Origin of the sequence: Luteibacter sp. NPDC031894 (assembly GCF_050273135.1) — a bacterium.
Taxonomy (GTDB): Bacteria; Pseudomonadota; Gammaproteobacteria; order Xanthomonadales; family Rhodanobacteraceae; genus Luteibacter.
The window spans coordinates 204072-223109 of sequence record NZ_JBNNMV010000002.1; the positions used below are offsets into that span (position 1 = coordinate 204072).

The following is a 19038-nucleotide window of genomic DNA, read 5'->3' on the forward strand; positions in this document are numbered from 1 at the left end:
GGTAAGGAGCACGTATGAGACCCTCATCCCCGGATCGCGTCTGCTCGCCGACGCCCGCGCCTTTGTGTAAGCCGTCGTATCACGGTAAGCAGCCCACGAGGTTCTCATAGACCGTCCGACGTGTCATGGGGAGCTTCTCGTTGAGCAGTTCGCCGCCCTGCATGACATCGTAGAACGACGCCACCGGCGTGTTGCGGGCGAGCTGGAGCTTGCGCTTGAATATCTTGGCCGAGACCTGCACGGCCCCCGTTGCCGCGTTCACGGATGTGGCGCTGCCCGCGAAGATCCACAGGCATTGTTTCAGCGTGCCCTTGGCGGCGTCCACCGAGCAACTCAGTTGCATCGGGCGCAGGTTCCCGTAGGGGCCCTCGCAGAAGGTGTCGTTGCAAAGCCTGTCGAAACTGAGCGCGAGCATTTCCTCGGCCAGGGCGAAATTCTCCAGGCCCGCTTCATGCGCGGGCCAGTCGATGGCATCGACGTAGCGCGGCGGCACCGAGTTTGGGACCTGGGCGAGGCAGGCGGCGGGAACGATGAACAGGGCGGCAGCGAAGGAAAAGCGGTACATGGGCGTGTCTCCATCATGGGAGCACGTATGAAACCCGTTGCCGCCGCGCCCGTCTGTCCAGCGACGCCCATGTCCCGGCGTGGCGATACTCGCTAGAGCCAGCGACCGTAACGGCGGATATAGAGGGTCTTCACCACCTGCGTCAGCACGCAGTAACTCGCCAGCGTGAGCGCAAGCCACGCGAAGTAAATGCCCGGCAGCGGCTGCATGCCGATACGCGTACCCAGGCCGGTGTACGGGATGATGATGCCCACGACCATGATCGTACCGGTAAGCGCCAGCACGGGTGCCGACGCCATGCTGCGCAGGAACGGGACGCGCCGCGTGCGGATCATGTGCACCACCAGCGTCTGCGAAAGCAGGCCCTCGATGAACCAGCCGGACTGGAACAGCGACTGGTGCGCCACGTCGTTCGCACCGAAGTAGTGCCACATGAGCCAGAAGGTGGTGATGTCGAACACCGAGCTGACGGGCCCGATCCACGCCATGAAGCGACCGATGTCGCCAGCGTCCCATTTACGTGGCTGGCGCAGGTACTCCTCGTCCATGCGGTCGAAGGGAATCGACAACTGCGAGAGGTCGTAAAGGAGGTTCTGCACCAGGATCTGCAACGGAAGCATCGGCAGGAACGGCAGAAAGGCGCTGGCGACGAGCACGCTGAACACATTGCCGAAGTTCGAGCTGGCGGTCATCTTGATGTACTTCATGATGTTGCCGAAGGTGACGCGACCTTCGATCACGCCCTCTTCCAGCACCATCAAGTTCTTTTCCAGCAGGATGATGTCCGCCGACTCCTTGGCGATGTCAGTGGCGGTATCCACTGAAATACCCACGTCGGCTTCACGCAGCGCCGGTGCGTCGTTGATGCCGTCGCCGAGGAAGCCGACGGTGTGGCCGCGCCGCTGCAGCGATTTCACCACGCGCGCTTTCTGCACGGGCGACATCTTGGCGAATACGGTGGTCAGGTCGACCATCGCGTCCAGTGCTTCGTCGTCGAGTTGCTCGATATCGCGGCCCTGCGCCGACGCATCCACGTCGAGGCCCACTTCGGCGCAGATCTTCCGCGTCACCGCCTCGTTGTCGCCGGTGATGACCTTCACCGCGACACCGTGGTGCCGCAGCGCCTGGATGGCGGTGGCGGCCGAATCCTTCGGCGGATCGAGGAAGGCGAGGCAGCCGACGGCGGTGAGTCCGGATTCGTCGGCGACGCCATAGGCGCGATCGCTCGACGGATCACGACGGATCGCCACGACCAGCACGCGAAGTCCGTCCTCGTTGAGGCGGCGGGTCATCGAACGGATCGCGGCGCGCTTGTCCTCCGTCATCGCCTCGACGACGTTGCCGGTGCGCGCCTGCGTGCAGATCGCCAGCATCTCCTCCACCGCGCCCTTGCACACGAGAAGCTGCTCGCCCTCCCCGTCCGCCACCACCACCGACATGCGCCGGCGCTGGAAGTCGAACGGGATCTCGTCGACGATGCGGAAGCGACGCGCGGTCGCCTCGAGATCGCGGTGGGTGAGCACGGCCTTGTCCATGAGGTTGCGCAGGCCGGTCTGGAAGCGGCTGTTGAGGTAGCCGTATTGCAGCGCCTCGTCCGAGTCGTTACCGGCGAGATCGACGTGGCGCTCGAGCACGATGCGGTCCAGCGTGAGCGTGCCGGTCTTGTCCGTGCAGAGGACGTCCATCGCGCCGAAGTTCTGAATCGCGTTGAGGCGCTTCACCACGACCTTGCGCTTCGACATCGCGATGGCGCCCTTGCCGAGGTTCGCGGTGACGATGAGCGGCAGCATCTCGGGCGTGAGGCCGACGGCGACCGAGAGGCCGAACATGAAGGCCTCGACCCAGTCGTGCTTGTCGAAGCCGTTGATCACGAACACGACCGGCACCATCACCGCCATGAAGCGGATCAGCAGCCAGCTCACGGAGGAAATGCCGCGGTCGAAGCTGGTCTGCACGCGCTCGCCCGAGAGCGTACGAGCCAGGGAGCCGAGGTAGGTGCGCGGGCCCGTGGCCAGGACCACCGCGGTTGCCGTGCCGGAGACCACGTTCGTGCCCATGTAGCAGACGGTCGGCAGGTCCAGCGGACCGACGGAGGGATCGGCTGCGGTCGTCGCGTTGGGCGCCGCCTTTTCCACGGGGATCGACTCGCCGGTGAGGATGGCCTGGCTGATGAACAGGTCTTTCGCCGCGAGCAGGCGCAGGTCCCCCGGCACCATGTCGCCGGCGCCCAGGTGCACGATGTCGCCGGCAACCAGTTCCTCCACCGGCACCTCGATGCGCTCGGCATGGCCATCTTCCGCGCGACGGGTGACCGTGGCGGTATTGCGCACCATGGCCTTCAGCGACTCGGCGGCGCGCGACGAGCGGAATTCCTGGGTGAACGACAGCAGCACGCTGATGCCGACCATCACCGCGACGATCACCGGGCCCGTGTAGTCGTCCGGCTCGGTAAGCAGCTGCACGACCGCGAGCACCAGCAGCACGATGATGAAGGGGCTGCGGAAGGCGTGCAGCAGTTGCATCGACCAGTGCGGCGGCTTCTCGTGGCCCACTTCGTTGATGCCGTCACGATCAAGGCGCTCGGCGATGGCCGCTTCGTCGAGACCGTCGGGACGTGCGTCGAGCGCGCGCAGCAGGTCGCCCGCGGGACGGTACGCATCCGCGATGGCACTGGCGCCGGTCTTGGCGGCCACGGCCGCCTGCGAGGTGTGGATCTTCATGGCTCGCTGCCTTTCCGGACCCGGTCCGGAGGGCGCGAGCGCTCGTCGGCGTCAGCCGAGAGCAGGCGCGCCGGCGCGGAGCCGACGGTCGGTGTCGCTTGGGGGATGAGCGGTGAGCGGCGAGGGCCGCGCCGTCGTGTCTATGTCGCAGTTCATGGCCGCGGGAGTTTGCCATCCACGGGTTTCGCCGGGCTTTCGGCCGCATCGAGCGAGCGCGGGACGGTGATCGTGCGCTTGGCCGGCACCGGGCCGGTGGCACGGCGACGAGCGAGTGCGAAAGCGAGACGACGGCCGAACATGCGCGGACCGTTCTTGTCGAGCTGGAGGTTCATGGCTCAATCCTCGAATAACGGAAGCTCACGGCTTCCGGACGAGGAGAGCCGGACTTTCCCTAGCGGAGGAAAGCGCCGGCCGACCGGGTGCGGTCGCCGCGGGCGATGAGTTTTGCCAGCGCCGGGACCCGATGCGTGCGGGAGCCGGCGCGTCGACTAGGGTAGACGTCCATATGCCTGGATAAGCTAAGGAGGATGCCGCCACGCGAGACACCGCGTGGTAGCCGGTGAATTGTCGCGCCGCAGCGTAAGGCGGTCAAGCGCCCCTGTTCAGGGCAGGTATCGTTCGACGCCAAGGCGGGTGCCGTCCCCGAGCCCGGCCTCGTATTCCTTCGCTTCACCCAGCAGCCATTCGCGGAAGCGGGAGACGCCGCTGTGCGCCTCGGAGCGCTTTGGGTAAACGAGGTAATACGCTTCCGCGACACGCAGGCGTTCATCGCACAGCACGGTGAGCGCGCCGCATTCGATCAGCGAGCGGGCCATGACGAGGCGCCCGAGGGCGACGCCCATGCCCTCGAGCACCGCGCGCTGCAGGTGCTCGGTGTTGTCGAAGCGGGCGACGTAGCGCGAGGGCAGCGGCATGCCGAAGGCTTCGGACCAGTTGTTCCATCGACCCGAGGGATCGCCAAGCAACGGCCAGCCCGCGAGCGACGTGTCCGGCAGCCCACCCATGCGGCGGACCAGCGAGGGGCTGGCGATCGGGACGATGTACTCGTCGAACAATCTGTCGGCCTTCGTGCGCGCCCACGCACCGAGACCGTAGCGGATGGCGACGTCGACAGTGGGCTCGGTGTCGAAGTCGACGATCGAGACCGAGGAGTGGAGGCTGAGCTCCAGCTCCGGATGCTTGCCCACCAGGCGCGGCAGGCGGGGCACGAGCCAACTGGACGCCACCGACGGAAGCACGCTCACCTTCACCGCGTCCTGCTGACGCCCCTGGTAGCGACCCAGTGCCTGCTCGATGCCTTCGAAGTGGTGCCCGATGGCGTCGAGCAGGCCCGCACCCTCCGCGGTCAACGTGACGCCGCGGGGACCGCGGTCGAACAGGGAGCGGCCAAGGCGCTCCTCGAGGTTGCGGATCTGGTGGCTCAAGGCGCTGACCGTGAGGTTCAGCTGTTCCGCGGCGCGCGAAAGCTTGCCCGTCCGGGCGACCAGGACAAACCCCTGAAGCAGACCGAGCGGCAACCGGGACATGTGAAAAATCCTCAAGACCGGGTTGCAAACATATCGCTTTTTGGCGCCCCGCGGAACGGGCACCCTGCACTTCCCCTGTAGTCGCAAGTGTTCGCGACGCTCCCACTGAGAGGTTGTCATGGCACCGATTTTCACCGGATTGGCCTTCATGCACGGCCACATCGTCGACCGCGAACTGGTCCTGCGCCTGGGTCGGGGCGACGACGACCGCGGCGCGGGAGCGCGCTCGACCGACGCCCCCGCGGCACTGCGGCCGGAGTCCTCGCCCCGCACCGCACCCCTCGACCCGGCCTGTGCCGCCTGCTGCTGACGGACACACCCTCTGAACCTGGCGTGCGTCATCATGGGTGTTTCCCACCCCACAGGAGATGACGCATGAAGCTTCGCCAACTCGGCCGCTCGCCCCTGCAGGTGGCTCCGCTCGCCTTCGGGGGCAACGTGTTCGGCTGGAGCGTCGACGAGGCCCGCTCGTTCGACCTCCTCGACGCGTTCGTGGACCACGGCTTCAACCTGATCGACACCGCCGACGTGTACGAGGCATGGGTGCCCGGCAACGAAGGCGGCGAATCCGAAACGATCATCGGCAACTGGCTTGCCCGGAGTGGCAAGCGCGATCAGGTGGTCATCGCCACGAAGGTGGGCAAGTGGGCCCGTTATCCCGGACTCTCGCCGACCAACATCCGCGAGGCCGTGGACGATTCGCTGCGCCGGCTGCGCACGGACCGCATCGACCTGTACCAGTCGCACGAGGACGATCCCAAGGTTCCCCTCGAGGAGACGCTGCGCGCGTTCGACGACCTGGTGACGGCCGGCAAGGTGCGCGTCATCGGAGCATCGAACTATGCCGCCACACGGCTCGCGGACGCCCTCGACACCAGTGCCTCCAAGGGCCTGGCGCGCTACGAGTCGATGCAGCCCGAGTACAACCTCATGGACCGGAAGGGCTTCGAGGATGACCTGCAGCCGCTGTGCGTGAAGGAACACGTCGGCGTGATCAGTTACTACTCGCTGGCCAGCGGCTTCCTCAGCGGCAAGTACCGCAGCGAAGCCGACCTCGGGAAGAGCGCGGCGCGCGGCGGACGGGTGAAGACGTACCTCGGCGACCGCGGCTACCGCGTCCTCGGTGCGCTCGACCAGGTGGCGGAGGCGCACCGTGCCACGCCCGCGCAAGTCGCGCTGGCCTGGGTCATGGCACAACCCGCCATCGCGGCGGCCATCGCCAGTGCGACATCGGTGGAGCAGTTGGATGACCTTGCAAAGGCGACGTCGCTGGCACTTACCGAGGGCGAACTGGCGACCCTGACGACCGCAAGCGATCCCGTGTAGGAGAGGGCCCCGTCCGATCTACGGGGCCACTTTCCAACGGGTTAGCGTGACGCGACAAGCGAAGCCAGCGCGGCGTTCAGCGTCGCGCTCGGGCGCATGGCGGCGCGCACGCGCTGCATGTCCGGGTGGTAATAGCCACCGATGTCGACGGGCTTGCCCTGCGCGCCGATGAGCTCGCCATTGATCTTCGCCTCGTTCTCTTCCAGCGCCTTCGCCACGCCCGCGAACTTCGCCTTCAGGTCCGCGTCGTCGTCCTGCGCGGCGAGCGCCTGGGCCCAATACAGCGCCAGGTAAAAGTGGCTGCCGCGATTGTCGATCTCGCCGACCTTGCGCGCGGGCGACTTGTTGCTGTCGAGGAAGCGGCCGTTCGCCTGGTCGAGGGTCTTCGCCAGCACGCGGGCGTGGCGGTTGTCGTAACGCTCGGCCAGGTGTTCCAGGGAGGCGGCCAGGGCGAGGAACTCGCCGAGGGAATCCCAGCGCAGGTAGCCCTCTTCCACGAACTGCTGCACATGTTTCGGGGCCGAGCCGCCGGCGCCGGTTTCGAACAGGCCACCGCCAGCCATCAGCGGAACGACGGAAAGCATCTTCGCCGAGGTGCCGAGTTCCATGATCGGGAACAGGTCGGTGAGGTAGTCGCGCAGCACGTTGCCCGTGACGGAGATGGTGTCCTCGCCCTTGCGGATGCGCTCGAGCGAGAACGTCGTTGCGTCGACCGGCGAGAGGATGCGGATGTCGAGGCCGCTCGTGTCGTGGTCCTTGAGGTAGCGCTCGACCTTGGTGATCACCTGCGCATCGTGCGCGCGTGCCTTGTCCAGCCAGAACACCGCCGGCGTCGACGACAGGCGCGCGCGCTGCACGGCGAGCTTCACCCAGTCCTGGATCGGCGCGTCCTTGGTCTGGCACATGCGCCAGATGTCGCCCTGCTCCACCGCGTGCTCGAAGACCACCGAGCCATCGTCGGCGACCACGCGCACGCTGCCGTCGGCTGGCAGCTGGAAGGTCTTGTCGTGCGAACCGTATTCCTCGGCCTTCTGCGCCATGAGGCCCACGTTCGGCACACTGCCCATGGTGGCGGGGTCGAAGGCGCCGTGCGCGATGCAATCGTCGATCACCGCCTGGTAGACGCCGGCGTAGGAACGATCGGGAATGACGGCCTTGACGTCCTGCAGCTTCCCTTCGGCATTCCACATGCCGCCGGAGTCGCGGATCATGGCCGGCATGGAGGCGTCGATGATGACGTCGCTGGGCACATGCAGGTTGGTGATGCCCTTGTCGGAATTCACCATGGCGAGCGCCGGACGGTTGGCGTATTCGGCCTTCAGGTCGGCTTCGATCTCGGCGCGCTTTCCTGCGTCGAGCTTGTCGAGGCGCGCATACAGGTCGCCGATGCCGTTGTTGGCATCGAAGCCCACCTGCTTCAGCGCGTCGGCGTGCTTCGCAAGCACGTCCTTGTAGAACTCGCGCACCACGACGCCGAACATGATCGGGTCGGACACCTTCATCATGGTCGCCTTCAGGTGCAGCGAGAACAGCACGCCCTTCGCCTTGGCGTCGGCGATCTCGGCGTCGATGAAGCTGGCGAGGGCCTTGCGGCTCATCACCGCGGCGTCGACGATCTCGCCGGCCTTGACCGCGACCTTATCCTTCAGCACCTTCGTGCCGCCGTCCTTGCCGACGAATTCGATACGCAGGCTGCCGGCCTTGTCCATGGTCGCGGACGTTTCGCTGCCGTAGAAATCGCCGCCGTCCATGTGGGCGACGTGCGACTTGGAATCGGGGGACCACTTGCCCATGCGGTGCGGATGCTTGCGGGCGTAGTTCTTCACCGAAAGCGGGGCCCGGCGATCGGAATTGCCTTCGCGCAGCACCGGGTTCACGGCACTGCCCATCGCCTTGCCGTAACGGGCGTTGGTTTCTTTGTCTTCCTCGGTGGCCGGCGCGTCGACGTAGTCGGGCAGCGCGTAACCCTGTGCCTGCAGTTCACGAATGGCCGCCTTCATCTGCGGCACGGAGGCGCTGATGTTCGGCAGCTTGATGATGTTCGCGTCCGGCGTCGTGGCCAGTTCGCCCAACTCGGCCAGGTGGTCGCCGATCTTCTGTGCGTCGGTGAGGCGGTCCGGGAACTGCGCCAGGATACGGCCGGCGAGCGAGATGTCGCGCGTTTCCACGGCCACGCCCGCGGTGCCGGCGAAGGCCTCGACGATCGGCAGGAAAGAAGCGGTGGCGAGGAACGGCGCCTCGTCGGTAAGCGTGTAGATGATCTTGGGCGAGCTGGACATGATTCGGCGAGCCTTGTGCTTTGAGTGGGCCAGGTCATGGACTGGAAACCTGTCCATTGTGGCCCGATTGGCGCCGGAGGGGAAAGCGAGCCTGCGATCAGGCTCGCGAGGCGCGCAAGGCCCGGCGCCGCTCCAGCCGCCGTGCCTTGCGCGCCTTCCAGCGCTCCGACAGGCAGGCGAAGATCACATAGAGGGCGGGCGTGGACAGCAGCGTGAGGCTCTGCGAGATGACCAGGCCGCCGATCATCGCGATGCCCAGCGGCCGGCGGAGTTCCGCCCCCTCGCCCAGGCCGATCGCCAGCGGCGTCGCCGCGAGGATCGCGACCATCGTGGTCATCATGATCGGGCGGAAGCGGACCAGGCAGGCCTCGCGGATCGCCTCCTTGTAGCTCAGGCCGTGGTCGCGCTGGGCCACCAGGGCGAAGTCGATCATCATGATCGCGTTCTTCTTCACGATGCCGATCAGCAGTACCAGCGCGATCATCGCCACGACCGACAGTTCGGTATCGGTGATGACCAGCGCGGCCAGCGCGCCCACGCCCGCGGCCGGCAGCGTGGAGATGATCGTGACCGGGTGGATCAGGCTCTCGTAGAGCATGCCCATGAGCAGGTAGACGACGATGATCGCCGCGAGGATCAGCAGGGGCATGTTGCTCTGCGCCTGCTGGAAGCGGCCGAAGCTGCTGTCGGCATCGAGGCGGATGTTGCCGGGCATGCGCATGCCTTCCACCGTCTTCTGGATGATCTCCATGGCCTCGCCCATGCTCACGTTCGGCGCGAGGTTGAAGCTGACGCTCATGCTCGTGTACTGGTCCTCGTGCACGACCTGGGTCGGCGCGAGACCGGGCTCCTGCCGGGTCAGGGCCGACATGGGCACCATGGCGCCGGATTTCGAGCGAACGTAAAGCTGGTTCAGCGCCTCCGGTGTCGCAGCCATCTGCGGCAAGGCGTTGACGATGACGCGGTACTGGTTGATGTCCGAATAGATGGTGGACACGGCGCGCTGGCCGAAGGCGTTGTACAGCGCCCCATCGATGTCGCCGATGCCCACGCCGAGGCGTGCGGCCGTATCGCGGTCGATCACCATGTTCTGGCGCAGGCCGGCCGCATCGATGTCGCTGCCGACATCCTTCAGCATCGGGTTCTTCTTCAGCGCGTCGACCAGCTTCGGTATCCACAATTGCAGCTCGGCCACGTCGTCGCCCTTCAGCGACACCGAATACTGCCCGCCTTGCGAATTGCCGCCGCCACCGCCCGTGGGCAGGTCCTGGATCGGACGCAGGCGCAGGTTGAGGTCGGGAAACTTGTTGGCCTTCGCCGAGAGACGATCGAGCGCGACGAAGGTGCTGTCCTTGCGTCCCTCCGCCATCGTCCTCAGTTCGATATTGAAGAAGCCGCTCGAGCCGGTGCGACTGGTTCCCAGGCGGGAGCCGACGGCCTTCACGTCCGGATCGTCCAGGAGCATCTCCGTGATGCGCGCCTGTCGCGTCTTCATCTCGCCGAAGGAGACGGTGGAACTCGACGTCGCGCGGGCGCCGATGAGGCCGGTGTCCTGCGGCGGGAAAAACCCGCCCTTCACCATGCCGGCGAGGACGATGGTGATGCCGATCAGGATCAGCGGCGTCAGTGCCATGAGCAGCGCGTGGCGCAGCGTCCAGTCCAGCGCCCTGCGGTACGCGCCGAGCAGGCGCGCGTGCCCGCGCTCGAGCGCCCGGCCGAGCCGCGACTCCGGCTTGTCGTCCTTGTGCGCGGTGAGGAAATGGGCGCAGAGCGACGGCGTGAGTGTCAGCGACACCAGCGCCGAGACGACGATGGCCGACACCAGGGTGACGGTGAATTCCTTGAAGAACATGCCGATGACGCCAGGCGCCAGCAGCAGCGGGATGAAGACGGCGACCAGCGAGCCGGTGATCGAGACGATGGTGAAGCCGATCTCGCGTGCGCCGAGCAGCGCCGCCTCGAAACGGGGGATGCCTTCGTCCATGTGGCGGATGACGTTCTCGATGACCACGATGGCGTCGTCGACCACGAAGCCGATGGCGATCACCAGCGCCAGGAGCGTGAGGTTGTTGAGCGTGTAACCGAACGCATACATCGCGATGAACGCGCCAGCCAGCGACAAGGGCACGGCCAGCCCCGCGATCAGGGTCGGCGCCAGCCGGCGCAGGAACAGCGCCATCGTCATGATGACCATGGCGAGGCTGATCAGCAGCGTGGCCTGCACCTCGTGCAGCGACGCGCGGATGGTCGGCGTGCCGTCGAAGAAGGAATGCAGTTGCACGCCCCCCGGCAGCCACGTCTGCATCTGCGGCATCAGCGCCTTCACCCGGTCCACCGTCTCGATGACGTTGGCATCGGCCTTCTTGTACACGTACATCAGGATGCCGGGGCGGCCGTTGAACCACGCGGCCTGGTAGGCGTCCTGCTGTCCGTCGTAGACCTTGGCGATATCGGAGAGGCGGATCGGCACGCCGTCTTTCACGCCGATGATGAGCTTGGCGAACTCGTCGGCCTTGTGCAGCGAGTCGGTCGCGGTGACGGCCATCGTCGTATGGCCGTCGCTGAGGAAACCTTGCGGCGAGGTGACGTTGGCGGCGGTAAGGGCATTGCGCAGCTGGTCGGGCGAGAGGCCCATGGCATTCAACGCACGCAGGTTCACGTCCACGCGGATGGCCGGCGTCGCGCTGCCGGCGATGTCGACGGTGGCGATGCCTTCCTGCTGGCGCAGGCGCTGGGCCAGGACCGAATCCGCCACGTTGTAGAGGTCGGTAGGCGCCACGGTGTCCGAAGTCAGCGCCAGCACGATGATCGGGTCGTCGTTCGGATTGGCCTTGGTGTACGACGGCTGGTTCAGCAGGCCCGACGGAAGGTCGGGCTGGGCCGCATTGATCGCCGCCTGAACGTCGCGCGCCGCGGAATCGATGTTCACGCCGTTCTGGAAGAACAGCAGCACGAAGGTACTGCCCTCGGAGCTGTTCGAGCGCATCGATTCCACGCCCGGCACCTGGCCGAGATGGCGCTCGAGCGGTGCGGCCACGGTCGAGGCCATCGTGCTCGCGTCGGCGCCCGACTGCGACGCCTGGACAAAGATCGCGGGGAACTGGATGTTCGGAAGCGCCGCGACGCCGAGGAGGGCGTAACAGATGATGCCGACCGCGAAGATGCCGATGGCGAGCAGCGACGTGCCGATGGGGCGACGGATGAACGGGCCGGAGATATTCATGGCGCGGGGAGGCTTGTCGGGGGCATGGGAAAGCGGGGCATCCGAACCCTAACGCGCCAGCCGGAAAAAGGTTTCGCCGGGCGGCGAACCGTCCGGCGAAAAGGGTGCTTCGGTGGCCTTCGGACTGACCGTCATCAGCCCGCGGCTTGGGGTTGGGCGTCGTGCGCCAGGGCGCGTCGTCGCTTCCGCTCGGCCAGCCAGTCGGAGAACCGTTCCATGTACAGGTAGATCACGGGCGTGGTGTAGAGCGTCACAAGCTGCGAGAGCAGCAGGCCGCCGACGATCGACACGCCCAGGGGCTTGCGCAATTCCGACCCGATGCCATTGCCCAGGGCCAGCGGCAGGGCGCCGAGCAGCGCTGCCGCGGTGGTCATCATGATCGGGCGGAAGCGCAGGAGGCAGGCGCGACGGATGGCGTCGGCCGCATTCATGCCGGTGCGCTTCGCCTCGATGGCGAAGTCGATCATCATGATCGCGTTTTTCTTCACGATGCCGATCAGCAGCACGATGCCGACGATGCCGTCCACGGAGAGGCTCATGCCGCAGAGGAGCAGCGCCAGCAGCGCGCCCACGCCCGCCGGCGGAAGCGTGGAGATGATCGTCAGCGGATGGATGTAGCTCTCGTACAGCACGCCCAGCACGATGTAGATGACGATGATCGACGCGAGGAGCAGCAGTACCTCGTCGCCCACCGAGGACGAGAATTCCGCCGCCTTGCCAATGAACTGTCCGCGCACCTGCGGCGGGAAGTTCAGATCCTTCTCCACCTCATGGATCGCGTCCACCGCGGTGGACAGCGAATAGCCCGGCGCGAGGTTGAACGAGATGGTCACCGAAGGCAGCTGCTGCAGGTGGCTGACCACCAGCGGCGCGCTGGTTACCTGGGCGCTGGCGAGTGCCGCCAGGGGAATCGTGCCGCCGACACCAACCTGGAAGCCCACGTTGCCGGTGTTGCCGATACCCGCCGGAGTGGCCGAGTTGCTCGACGCGAGCTGGCCGAAGCTGGTGGCGTTCGAACCGGTGAGGGCACCGTTGCCGTTGCCGCGCACGGTCAGCTTGTTGAGCAGGTCCGTGCTGTTGCGGTACTCCGGCGACACCTCCAGCACTACGCGGTACTGGTTGAGCTGGGTGAAGATCGTCGAAATCTGGCGCTGGCCATACGCGTCGTACAGCGTGTCGTCGATCGTCTGCACCGGCACGCCGAGGCGGCTGGCGCTGTCGCGATCGATCGTCAGCTTCAGCGCATTGCCCTTATCGGCGAGGTTGTTGTCCACGTCCGCCAGTTCCGGCCGCTTGCGCAGCGCGGATGTCATCTGCTGTGCATAGCCGGCCAGCTCGGTCGAATTCACGTCCGACATCGAGTACTGGTATTCGGTGGCCGAGACCTGGCTGTCCAGCGTCACGTCCTGCACCGGCTTCAGGTAAAGGGCCACGCCCGCCACCTGCGACACCGACTTCTGCAGGCGCGGCAGCACCTCGTCGAGGCCGTCGCGATCGCCGCGGTCCTTCAGCACCAGCGAGATCTGGCCCTGGTTGAGGGTGGGATTGATCGAGCCCGCGCCGATGAAGGCGGCGACGCCGGCCACGGCGGGATCCTTGGCCAGCGCATCGGCCACGGCCTTCGTGCGCAGTTCCATCTGCGGGAAAGCCACGTTCTGGTCGGCCTGCACGACGGCCGTGATGAGGCCGGTGTCCTGCTCGGGGAGCAAACCCTTGGGGATGACGATGTACAGCACGACCGTCAGCGCGACGCTGAGGCCGGCCACGATCATGGTCAGAGGCCGATGGTCGAGGACCCAGTCCAGGCTGCGGCCGTAACCCTCGACGATGCGCGACCACGTGGTGTGTTTGCCGGCGGCCGCGGCGTGCTCGTGCGCATCCTCGGCGTCGGGCAGCTGGTCCGCCCGCAGCAGGTACGCGCACATCATCGGCGTGAGCGTCAGGGATACCAGCATCGAGATCGTCACCGCGATCGTCAGCACCCAGGCGAACTCGTGGAAGAGTCGGCCGGTGACGCCGGGCATCAGCAGCAGCGGCAGGAAGACCGCGACCAGCGACACGGTCAGCGACAGCACCGTGAAGCCGATTTCCTTCGCGCCCACCTCGGCGGCCGTCTTCGCATCCTGGCCCTGCTCGATGTAACGGACGATGTTCTCGATCATGACGATCGCGTCGTCCACCACGAAGCCGGTGGCGACCGCCAGCGCCATCAGCGAGAGGTTGTCCAGCGACATCCCGGCGAACGCCATCACGCCGAACGTGCCCATCAGCGACAGCGGCACGGCGACCGACGGGATCACCGTGGCCCACAGGCGGCGCAGGAAGACGAAGATCACCGCCACGACGAGGCAGATCGTGAGGATGAGCGTGAACTGCACGTCCTCGACAGAGGCACGGATGGTGATGGTGCGGTCCGAGAACACCTTCAGGTGCACATCGGCGGGCAGCACCTTCTGCAGGTCCGGAATGGTCTCGCGGATCTGCTGCACCGTCTGCACGATGTTGGCGCCAGGCTGGCGGCGGATGTCGAGCAGGACCGCGGGCTTGCCGTTGGCCCACGCGGCGAGCTGGTCGTTCTCCACGCCGTCGACCACGTTCGCCACGTCGGACAGGCGCACGGGGGCGCCGTTCTTGTAGCTGATGATCGTGCCCTTGTACTCGGCGGCATCCACCAGCTGGTCGTTCGTGCCGATGCTGTACGACTGCGTCTTGCCGTTGAGCGTGCCCTTGGGCGCGTTGACGTTGGCCTGGGTGAGCGAGCTGCGCACGTCCTCCATGGTCAAGCCGAGGTTGGCCAGCTGCGCCGGGTTCACCTGGATGCGCACGGCGGGGCGCACGTTGCCGGCGATGGACACCAGGCCCACGCCCTGCACCTGCGAGAGCTTCTGCGCCAGGATGGAATCGGCGTAGTTGTTGACGTCACGCAGCGGACGGCTTTCCGAGGTGAGCATCAGCGTCATGATCGGCGCGTCGGCCGGATTCACCCGGTTGTACACCGGCGGATACGGCAGGTTGTTCGGCAGCGTGCCGCGCGCCTGGTTGATCGCCGCCTGCACGTCCTGCGCCGCGATATCGATGTCGCGGTCCATGTTGAACTGCAGGATGATCGTCGACAGACCGGCCGACGAGTCCGAACTCATCATGTTGAGGCCGGAGATCTGGCCGAAATTGCGCTCCAGCGGCGTCGTGATCAGCGCGGCCATCGTGCTGGCGCTGGCACCCGGGTATTGCGTGGTGACGACCAGGCTCGGCGCGTCGATCTCCGGCAGCGCCGACACCGGCAGCTGGCGATAGCCGAGGATGCCGAGCAGCAGCACCGCCACCATGAGCAGTGACGTGGCGATCGGCCGGCGAATGAAGAGTGTCGAGAAACCCACGGTGTGATCCTGGTGTCGGGACCTTGCGGTCCATGGTCGGCGCGCCCGTCGTGGGCGCGCCGCGCGCTATCAGCGGCGTCCGCCCTGGCGGCCCTGGCCCTTCTTGGCAGCCGCCTTCTGCAACTCCTCGGCCGTCGGCGCGGCGGGCACCTGTCCCGGCGCCAGCGGCTGCACCTTCGAGCCCGGCTTCAGGCGGAACTGGCCTTCGGTGACCACCTTTTCGCCCAGCTTCAGGCCCTTGCCGATGAGGACGTGGCTGTCACCGACCTCGCTCGCCGTTTCCACCGCCTGCATCTTGACCGTGTTGTCGCCCTGCACGAGGTAGACATAGTCGCCGTCGGGACCGCGCTGCACGGCCTGGGCCGGCACCACGAGTCCACCCTTCACCGTGCGGACCTTCACCCGCGCGTTCACGAACTGCCCCGGCCAGAGCTCGGTCTTCTGGTTGTCGAACAGCGCGCGCAGGCGAAACGTGCCCGTCGTGGTGTCGATGGCGTTGTCGATGACGTCCAGGCGCCCGGTGGACATGACGTGGGCGTCGATGCGGTCGAGCGCGTCCACTTCCAGCGGCGTGGCGGGGTCCTCGCGCATGGCGCTGCGGACAAGGTCGAGGTTCTTCTCGGGGAGGTTGAACGAGACGTAGATCGGATGGACCTCGGTGAGGGTCACGATCGTGTCGGACGTTGCGACGATGTTGCCCACGTCCACGGCGCGGATGCCGGCGAGGCCGTCGATCGGGGCGACGACCTTGGTGAAGCCGAGCTGCACCTGCGAGGCGCGGATGGAGGCCTGGTCGGCCACGACCGTCGCCGCGGCCTGGTCGAGGGTGTTCTTGAGGTTGTCCAGGTCCTGCTTGGACACGTACTGCTGGCCGCCCTTGCTGACCAGGTTCTGCGACCGCTCGAGGTTGTTCTTCGCGGTGGCCGCGGCAGCCTGGTCCTGGCGCAGCTTCGCCACGGCCTGGTCGTACTGCGACTGGATCGTGCGCGGGTCGATCTCGGCGATGACGTCGCCCGCCTTCACTTCCTGGCCTTCCTGGAAGTTCAGCTTCATCAGCTGGCCGCCCACCTGCGGGCGCACGACCACCGAGTTACGTGCCTGCGCGGTGCCGGTGGCGACGAGGTAGACGGGCACGTCCTGGGACGCCACGGGAACGACGGTCACCGGCACGGGCGGCTGGTCGCCCTGCCCCTCGCCGTTGGTCTTGCCTTGTGCATTGGCGTCGCCACCGTGGTGGCCCAGGCGCGGCACGACAAAAATGCCCGCAACCACCACAACCACGATGACCGCCAGCGCGATCTTCCAAAAACGCGACATGCAACACTCCCAGATGAATAGCCGGACGGCCTCACAGTTCCGTCCGATGCGGCCTGCGCCACGGGGGTTTATACCCGTAAAAGGTGAATGATAGACGGCGCCAATATAGGTGTACGGGAACGGAATTGAACAATGCCGGTTGACAGGGGTATGCCATGACTGACGGCATGTCTCGAAATCCCATCCCCTGCCATCGTCGGAATCGGGACCGCTGACTCGCGCGGAGGTTCCGCTATACTCGCTGGGTTCGACGCCGCGCGTAGCGGCCGGCAGGCACGCCGGATCCCGGGGAGGGGGACGGCACACCCAAAACCAGTGGAGTCAATGCGTGAGCGGTTCTCCGAGCAAGTCCGACCAGAACTTCATGCGTCAGTTCTCATGGCTGACCGCCGGCCTCAGTGTCCTGGCCCTGGTCCTGATGGTCATCGCGTATACCATCTACAGCAACATCCCGAAGGAACAGGATCCGGCGGTAGCCAAGCGCACCGAGGCCCGGATCGCGCCCGTCGGCGGGGTGTACGCCGGTGACACGGGCCGTGCCGCGATGCTGGCCGCCCAGGAAGCCGCGGCCAAGGCCGCCGCCTCGCAGGTCGCCTACGGCGGCAGCACCGACGGCAAGACCATTTACGACAACCTCTGCCACAGCTGCCATACGGCCGGCGTGGCCGGGGCGCCGAAGCTGGGGGACAAGGGCGCCTGGTCGGCCCGCGTGGCCGAAGGCCTCGCCACCCTCACCAAGCACGCCATCGAGGGCTATACCGGCCCGGACGGGAACCACATGCCGGCCAAGGGCGGCAATCCCGCCCTCACCGACGAGCAGGTCACCAACACCGTCAAGTGGATGGTCGACCAGGCGAAGTAACCGCCAACGGCGGTTATTTCTCCCCGTCGCGGACGCGCTCTTCGACGGCGTCCGCCTCGAAGAGCTGCTGCAGGTCGTGCAGCGCTTCCTTGCTCGTCTGCACCAGCGCGGTCTCGTCGTCGTAGACGAGGTACTGCGCCCGTAGCACCTGGTCGTCATGCTTGCGGAACCGCTCGATGCGGTTCTCGGCGACGTCCGAACTCATCCCAAGCGACTCCAGCACGTGGCGGGTCATCTCGAGGCTCGAGTAGAAGGTTTCGCGCACCGGGTCGTCGACGCCGATGTCCATGAGGCGGAACACGTGCTGGCGATTGCGCGCACGGGCCACGATCTTCAGGTGGGGGTACTGCCGGCGGACGAGCCGCGCGGTGCGCAGGTTCGCTTCCGGATCGTCCGTCGCGATGACGAAGACCTCGGCCTTGTCGGCCTGCGCGGCACGCAGCATCTCCGGGCGCGCCGGATCGCCGAAGAACAGCGACGTACCGCCGAAGCGGCGTGACGTGTCCACCTGCTCCACCGAACTTTCCAGCGCGACGAACTGGATCCCCTGGGCGCGCAGGATGCGGGCGACGATCTGCCCCATCCGCCCGAAGCCGGCGATGATCACCCGCGGCGTATCCGTCTCGATGGCATCGAATTCACGATCGGGCTTGCGCACGCGCTCCGTCATCAGCCGCGCGGCGATGAGGACGAGCAGCGGCGTCACCGCCATCGACAGCGAAATGGCCATCACCATCAGTCCGCGCTGGCTGTCGGTGATGAGGCGGTTCTGCTGGGCCAGGTTGAGGATGACGAAGGCGAACTCGCCGCCGCAGGCGAGCACCGCGGCCAACCGTACCGCGTCCGCGGTCGTGAGCGCGCCGACGAGCTTGCCCAGGGGCATGATCAGCAGCGCCTTCACCGCCAGCAACAGGCCCAGCATGCCCAACACCAGCAGGGGCTTGTCGACCAGCATGGCCAGGTCCACCGACATGCCGACGCTGATGAAGAACAGGCCGAGCAGCAATCCCTTGAATGGCTCGATGTTCGATTCGAGCTCGTGCCGGTACTCCGAGTCCGCGAGCAGCAGACCGGCGAGGAAGGCGCCGAGGGTCGTCGAGATGCCCGCGAGTTCCATCAGCCACGCCGTGCCCATGACGACCAGCAGCGCGGTGGCCGTGAAGACCTCGGTGCTCTTCGCGCGCGCCACGAAGCGGAAGACGTGGCGCAACAGCAGCCGGCCGCCGACGATCACCGCGAGGATGGTGCCGACCACGCGGAGGACGCTCATGAGGTCGGGCGCGTGGGCGTCACGCGCGATCGTGCCGCCCAACAGGGCGACGGCCGCGATCAACGGAATCGCCGCGAGGTCCTGGAACAACAGGATGGCGAACGCCTGGCGACCATAGACGGTGCCGGCTTCCTTGCGCTCGGCGAGGATCTGCAGACCGAACGCCGTGGAGGACAACGCCAGGCTGCCGCCGACGATCACCGCGGCCTTCCAGGTGAGACCGAACAGGAAGTAGCCGATCGCGCCCAAGGCCAGCGCGCAGGTGAGCACCTGGAGGCTGCCGCTGCCGAAAACGGCGCGGCGCATGACCCACAGGCGCGACGGCGACAATTCCAAGCCGATGACGAACAGCATCAGCACGACGCCGAAGTCGGAAATGGTCGCGACGCCTTCGGTGTCGCTGATGAGGCCCAGCACCGATGGGCCGATGACCACACCGGCGAGGAGGTAACCGAGGACGGCACCGAGGCGGAAGCGCTTGGTGAGCGGGACGGCGATCACCGTCGCGAGCAGGAAAACGACCGCCGTCTCAAGGAAATGATGCCCGTCCATCCCGACTCCCGAAGTATCGTC

Annotated in this window: 12 protein-coding genes; 3 read left to right on the top strand and 9 right to left on the bottom strand. The window is 66.6% G+C overall.

Features of this window, described 5'->3' with window-relative positions:
- Nucleotides 1–79: 79 nt before the first annotated feature.
- The 4 genes from ACQKIE_RS06930 to ACQKIE_RS06945 form a co-directional block, all read right to left on the bottom strand.
- Nucleotides 80–565, bottom strand: coding sequence for a hypothetical protein (locus ACQKIE_RS06930; RefSeq protein WP_427457199.1), 486 nt, complete (start codon nt 563–565; stop codon nt 80–82).
- Between the two features lie 92 nt (nt 566–657).
- Nucleotides 658–3285, bottom strand: coding sequence for a magnesium-translocating P-type ATPase (mgtA, locus tag ACQKIE_RS06935; RefSeq protein WP_427457201.1), 2628 nt, complete (start codon nt 3283–3285; stop codon nt 658–660).
- A 152-nt stretch (nt 3286–3437) separates the two neighbouring features.
- Nucleotides 3438–3617, bottom strand: a complete 180-nt coding sequence (locus ACQKIE_RS06940; protein WP_427457203.1) for a hypothetical protein — start codon at nt 3615–3617, stop codon at nt 3438–3440.
- A 270-nt stretch (nt 3618–3887) separates the two neighbouring features.
- Nucleotides 3888–4811 (bottom strand): LysR substrate-binding domain-containing protein, encoded by a 924-nt coding sequence (locus tag ACQKIE_RS06945; RefSeq protein ID WP_427457205.1) that lies wholly within the window; start codon nt 4809–4811, stop codon nt 3888–3890.
- Nucleotides 4812–4929: 118 nt separating this feature from the next.
- Here ACQKIE_RS06945 and ACQKIE_RS06950 point away from each other — a divergent pair, with 118 nt between their 5' ends.
- Nucleotides 4930–5121, top strand: coding sequence for a hypothetical protein (locus tag ACQKIE_RS06950; RefSeq protein WP_427457207.1), 192 nt, complete (start codon nt 4930–4932; stop codon nt 5119–5121).
- 65 nt (nt 5122–5186) lie between these two features.
- Nucleotides 5187–6137 (top strand): aldo/keto reductase, encoded by a 951-nt coding sequence (locus tag ACQKIE_RS06955; RefSeq protein WP_427457209.1) that lies wholly within the window; start codon nt 5187–5189, stop codon nt 6135–6137.
- 41 nt (nt 6138–6178) lie between these two features.
- On the opposite strand, the gene ACQKIE_RS06960 is transcribed toward ACQKIE_RS06955, so the two are convergent.
- The 4 genes from ACQKIE_RS06960 to ACQKIE_RS06975 all read right to left on the bottom strand — a co-directional run bounded on the left by ACQKIE_RS06960 (nt 6179) and on the right by ACQKIE_RS06975 (nt 16333).
- Entirely contained in the window at nt 6179–8416 is a 2238-nt protein-coding gene (locus ACQKIE_RS06960) for an NADP-dependent isocitrate dehydrogenase (RefSeq protein WP_427457211.1), read from the bottom strand.
- Nucleotides 8417–8513: 97 nt separating this feature from the next.
- Entirely contained in the window at nt 8514–11639 is a 3126-nt protein-coding gene (locus ACQKIE_RS06965) for an efflux RND transporter permease subunit (RefSeq protein WP_427457215.1), read from the bottom strand.
- 134 nt (nt 11640–11773) lie between these two features.
- Complete coding sequence (locus ACQKIE_RS06970) at nt 11774–15016, bottom strand: efflux RND transporter permease subunit (protein WP_427457217.1); 3243 nt, start codon at nt 15014–15016, stop codon at nt 11774–11776.
- A 69-nt stretch (nt 15017–15085) separates the two neighbouring features.
- Complete coding sequence (locus ACQKIE_RS06975) at nt 15086–16333, bottom strand: efflux RND transporter periplasmic adaptor subunit (RefSeq protein ID WP_427457219.1); 1248 nt, start codon at nt 16331–16333, stop codon at nt 15086–15088.
- A 364-nt stretch (nt 16334–16697) separates the two neighbouring features.
- Between ACQKIE_RS06975 and ACQKIE_RS06980 the strand changes: the two genes are divergently transcribed.
- Entirely contained in the window at nt 16698–17195 is a 498-nt protein-coding gene (locus ACQKIE_RS06980; protein WP_427458407.1) for a c-type cytochrome, read from the top strand.
- 13 nt (nt 17196–17208) lie between these two features.
- Here the strand turns inward: ACQKIE_RS06980 and ACQKIE_RS06985 are convergent, their stop codons facing one another.
- Nucleotides 17209–19017, bottom strand: a complete 1809-nt coding sequence (locus ACQKIE_RS06985; protein ID WP_427457221.1) for a monovalent cation:proton antiporter-2 (CPA2) family protein — start codon at nt 19015–19017, stop codon at nt 17209–17211.
- Nucleotides 19018–19038: the final 21 nt, after the last annotated feature.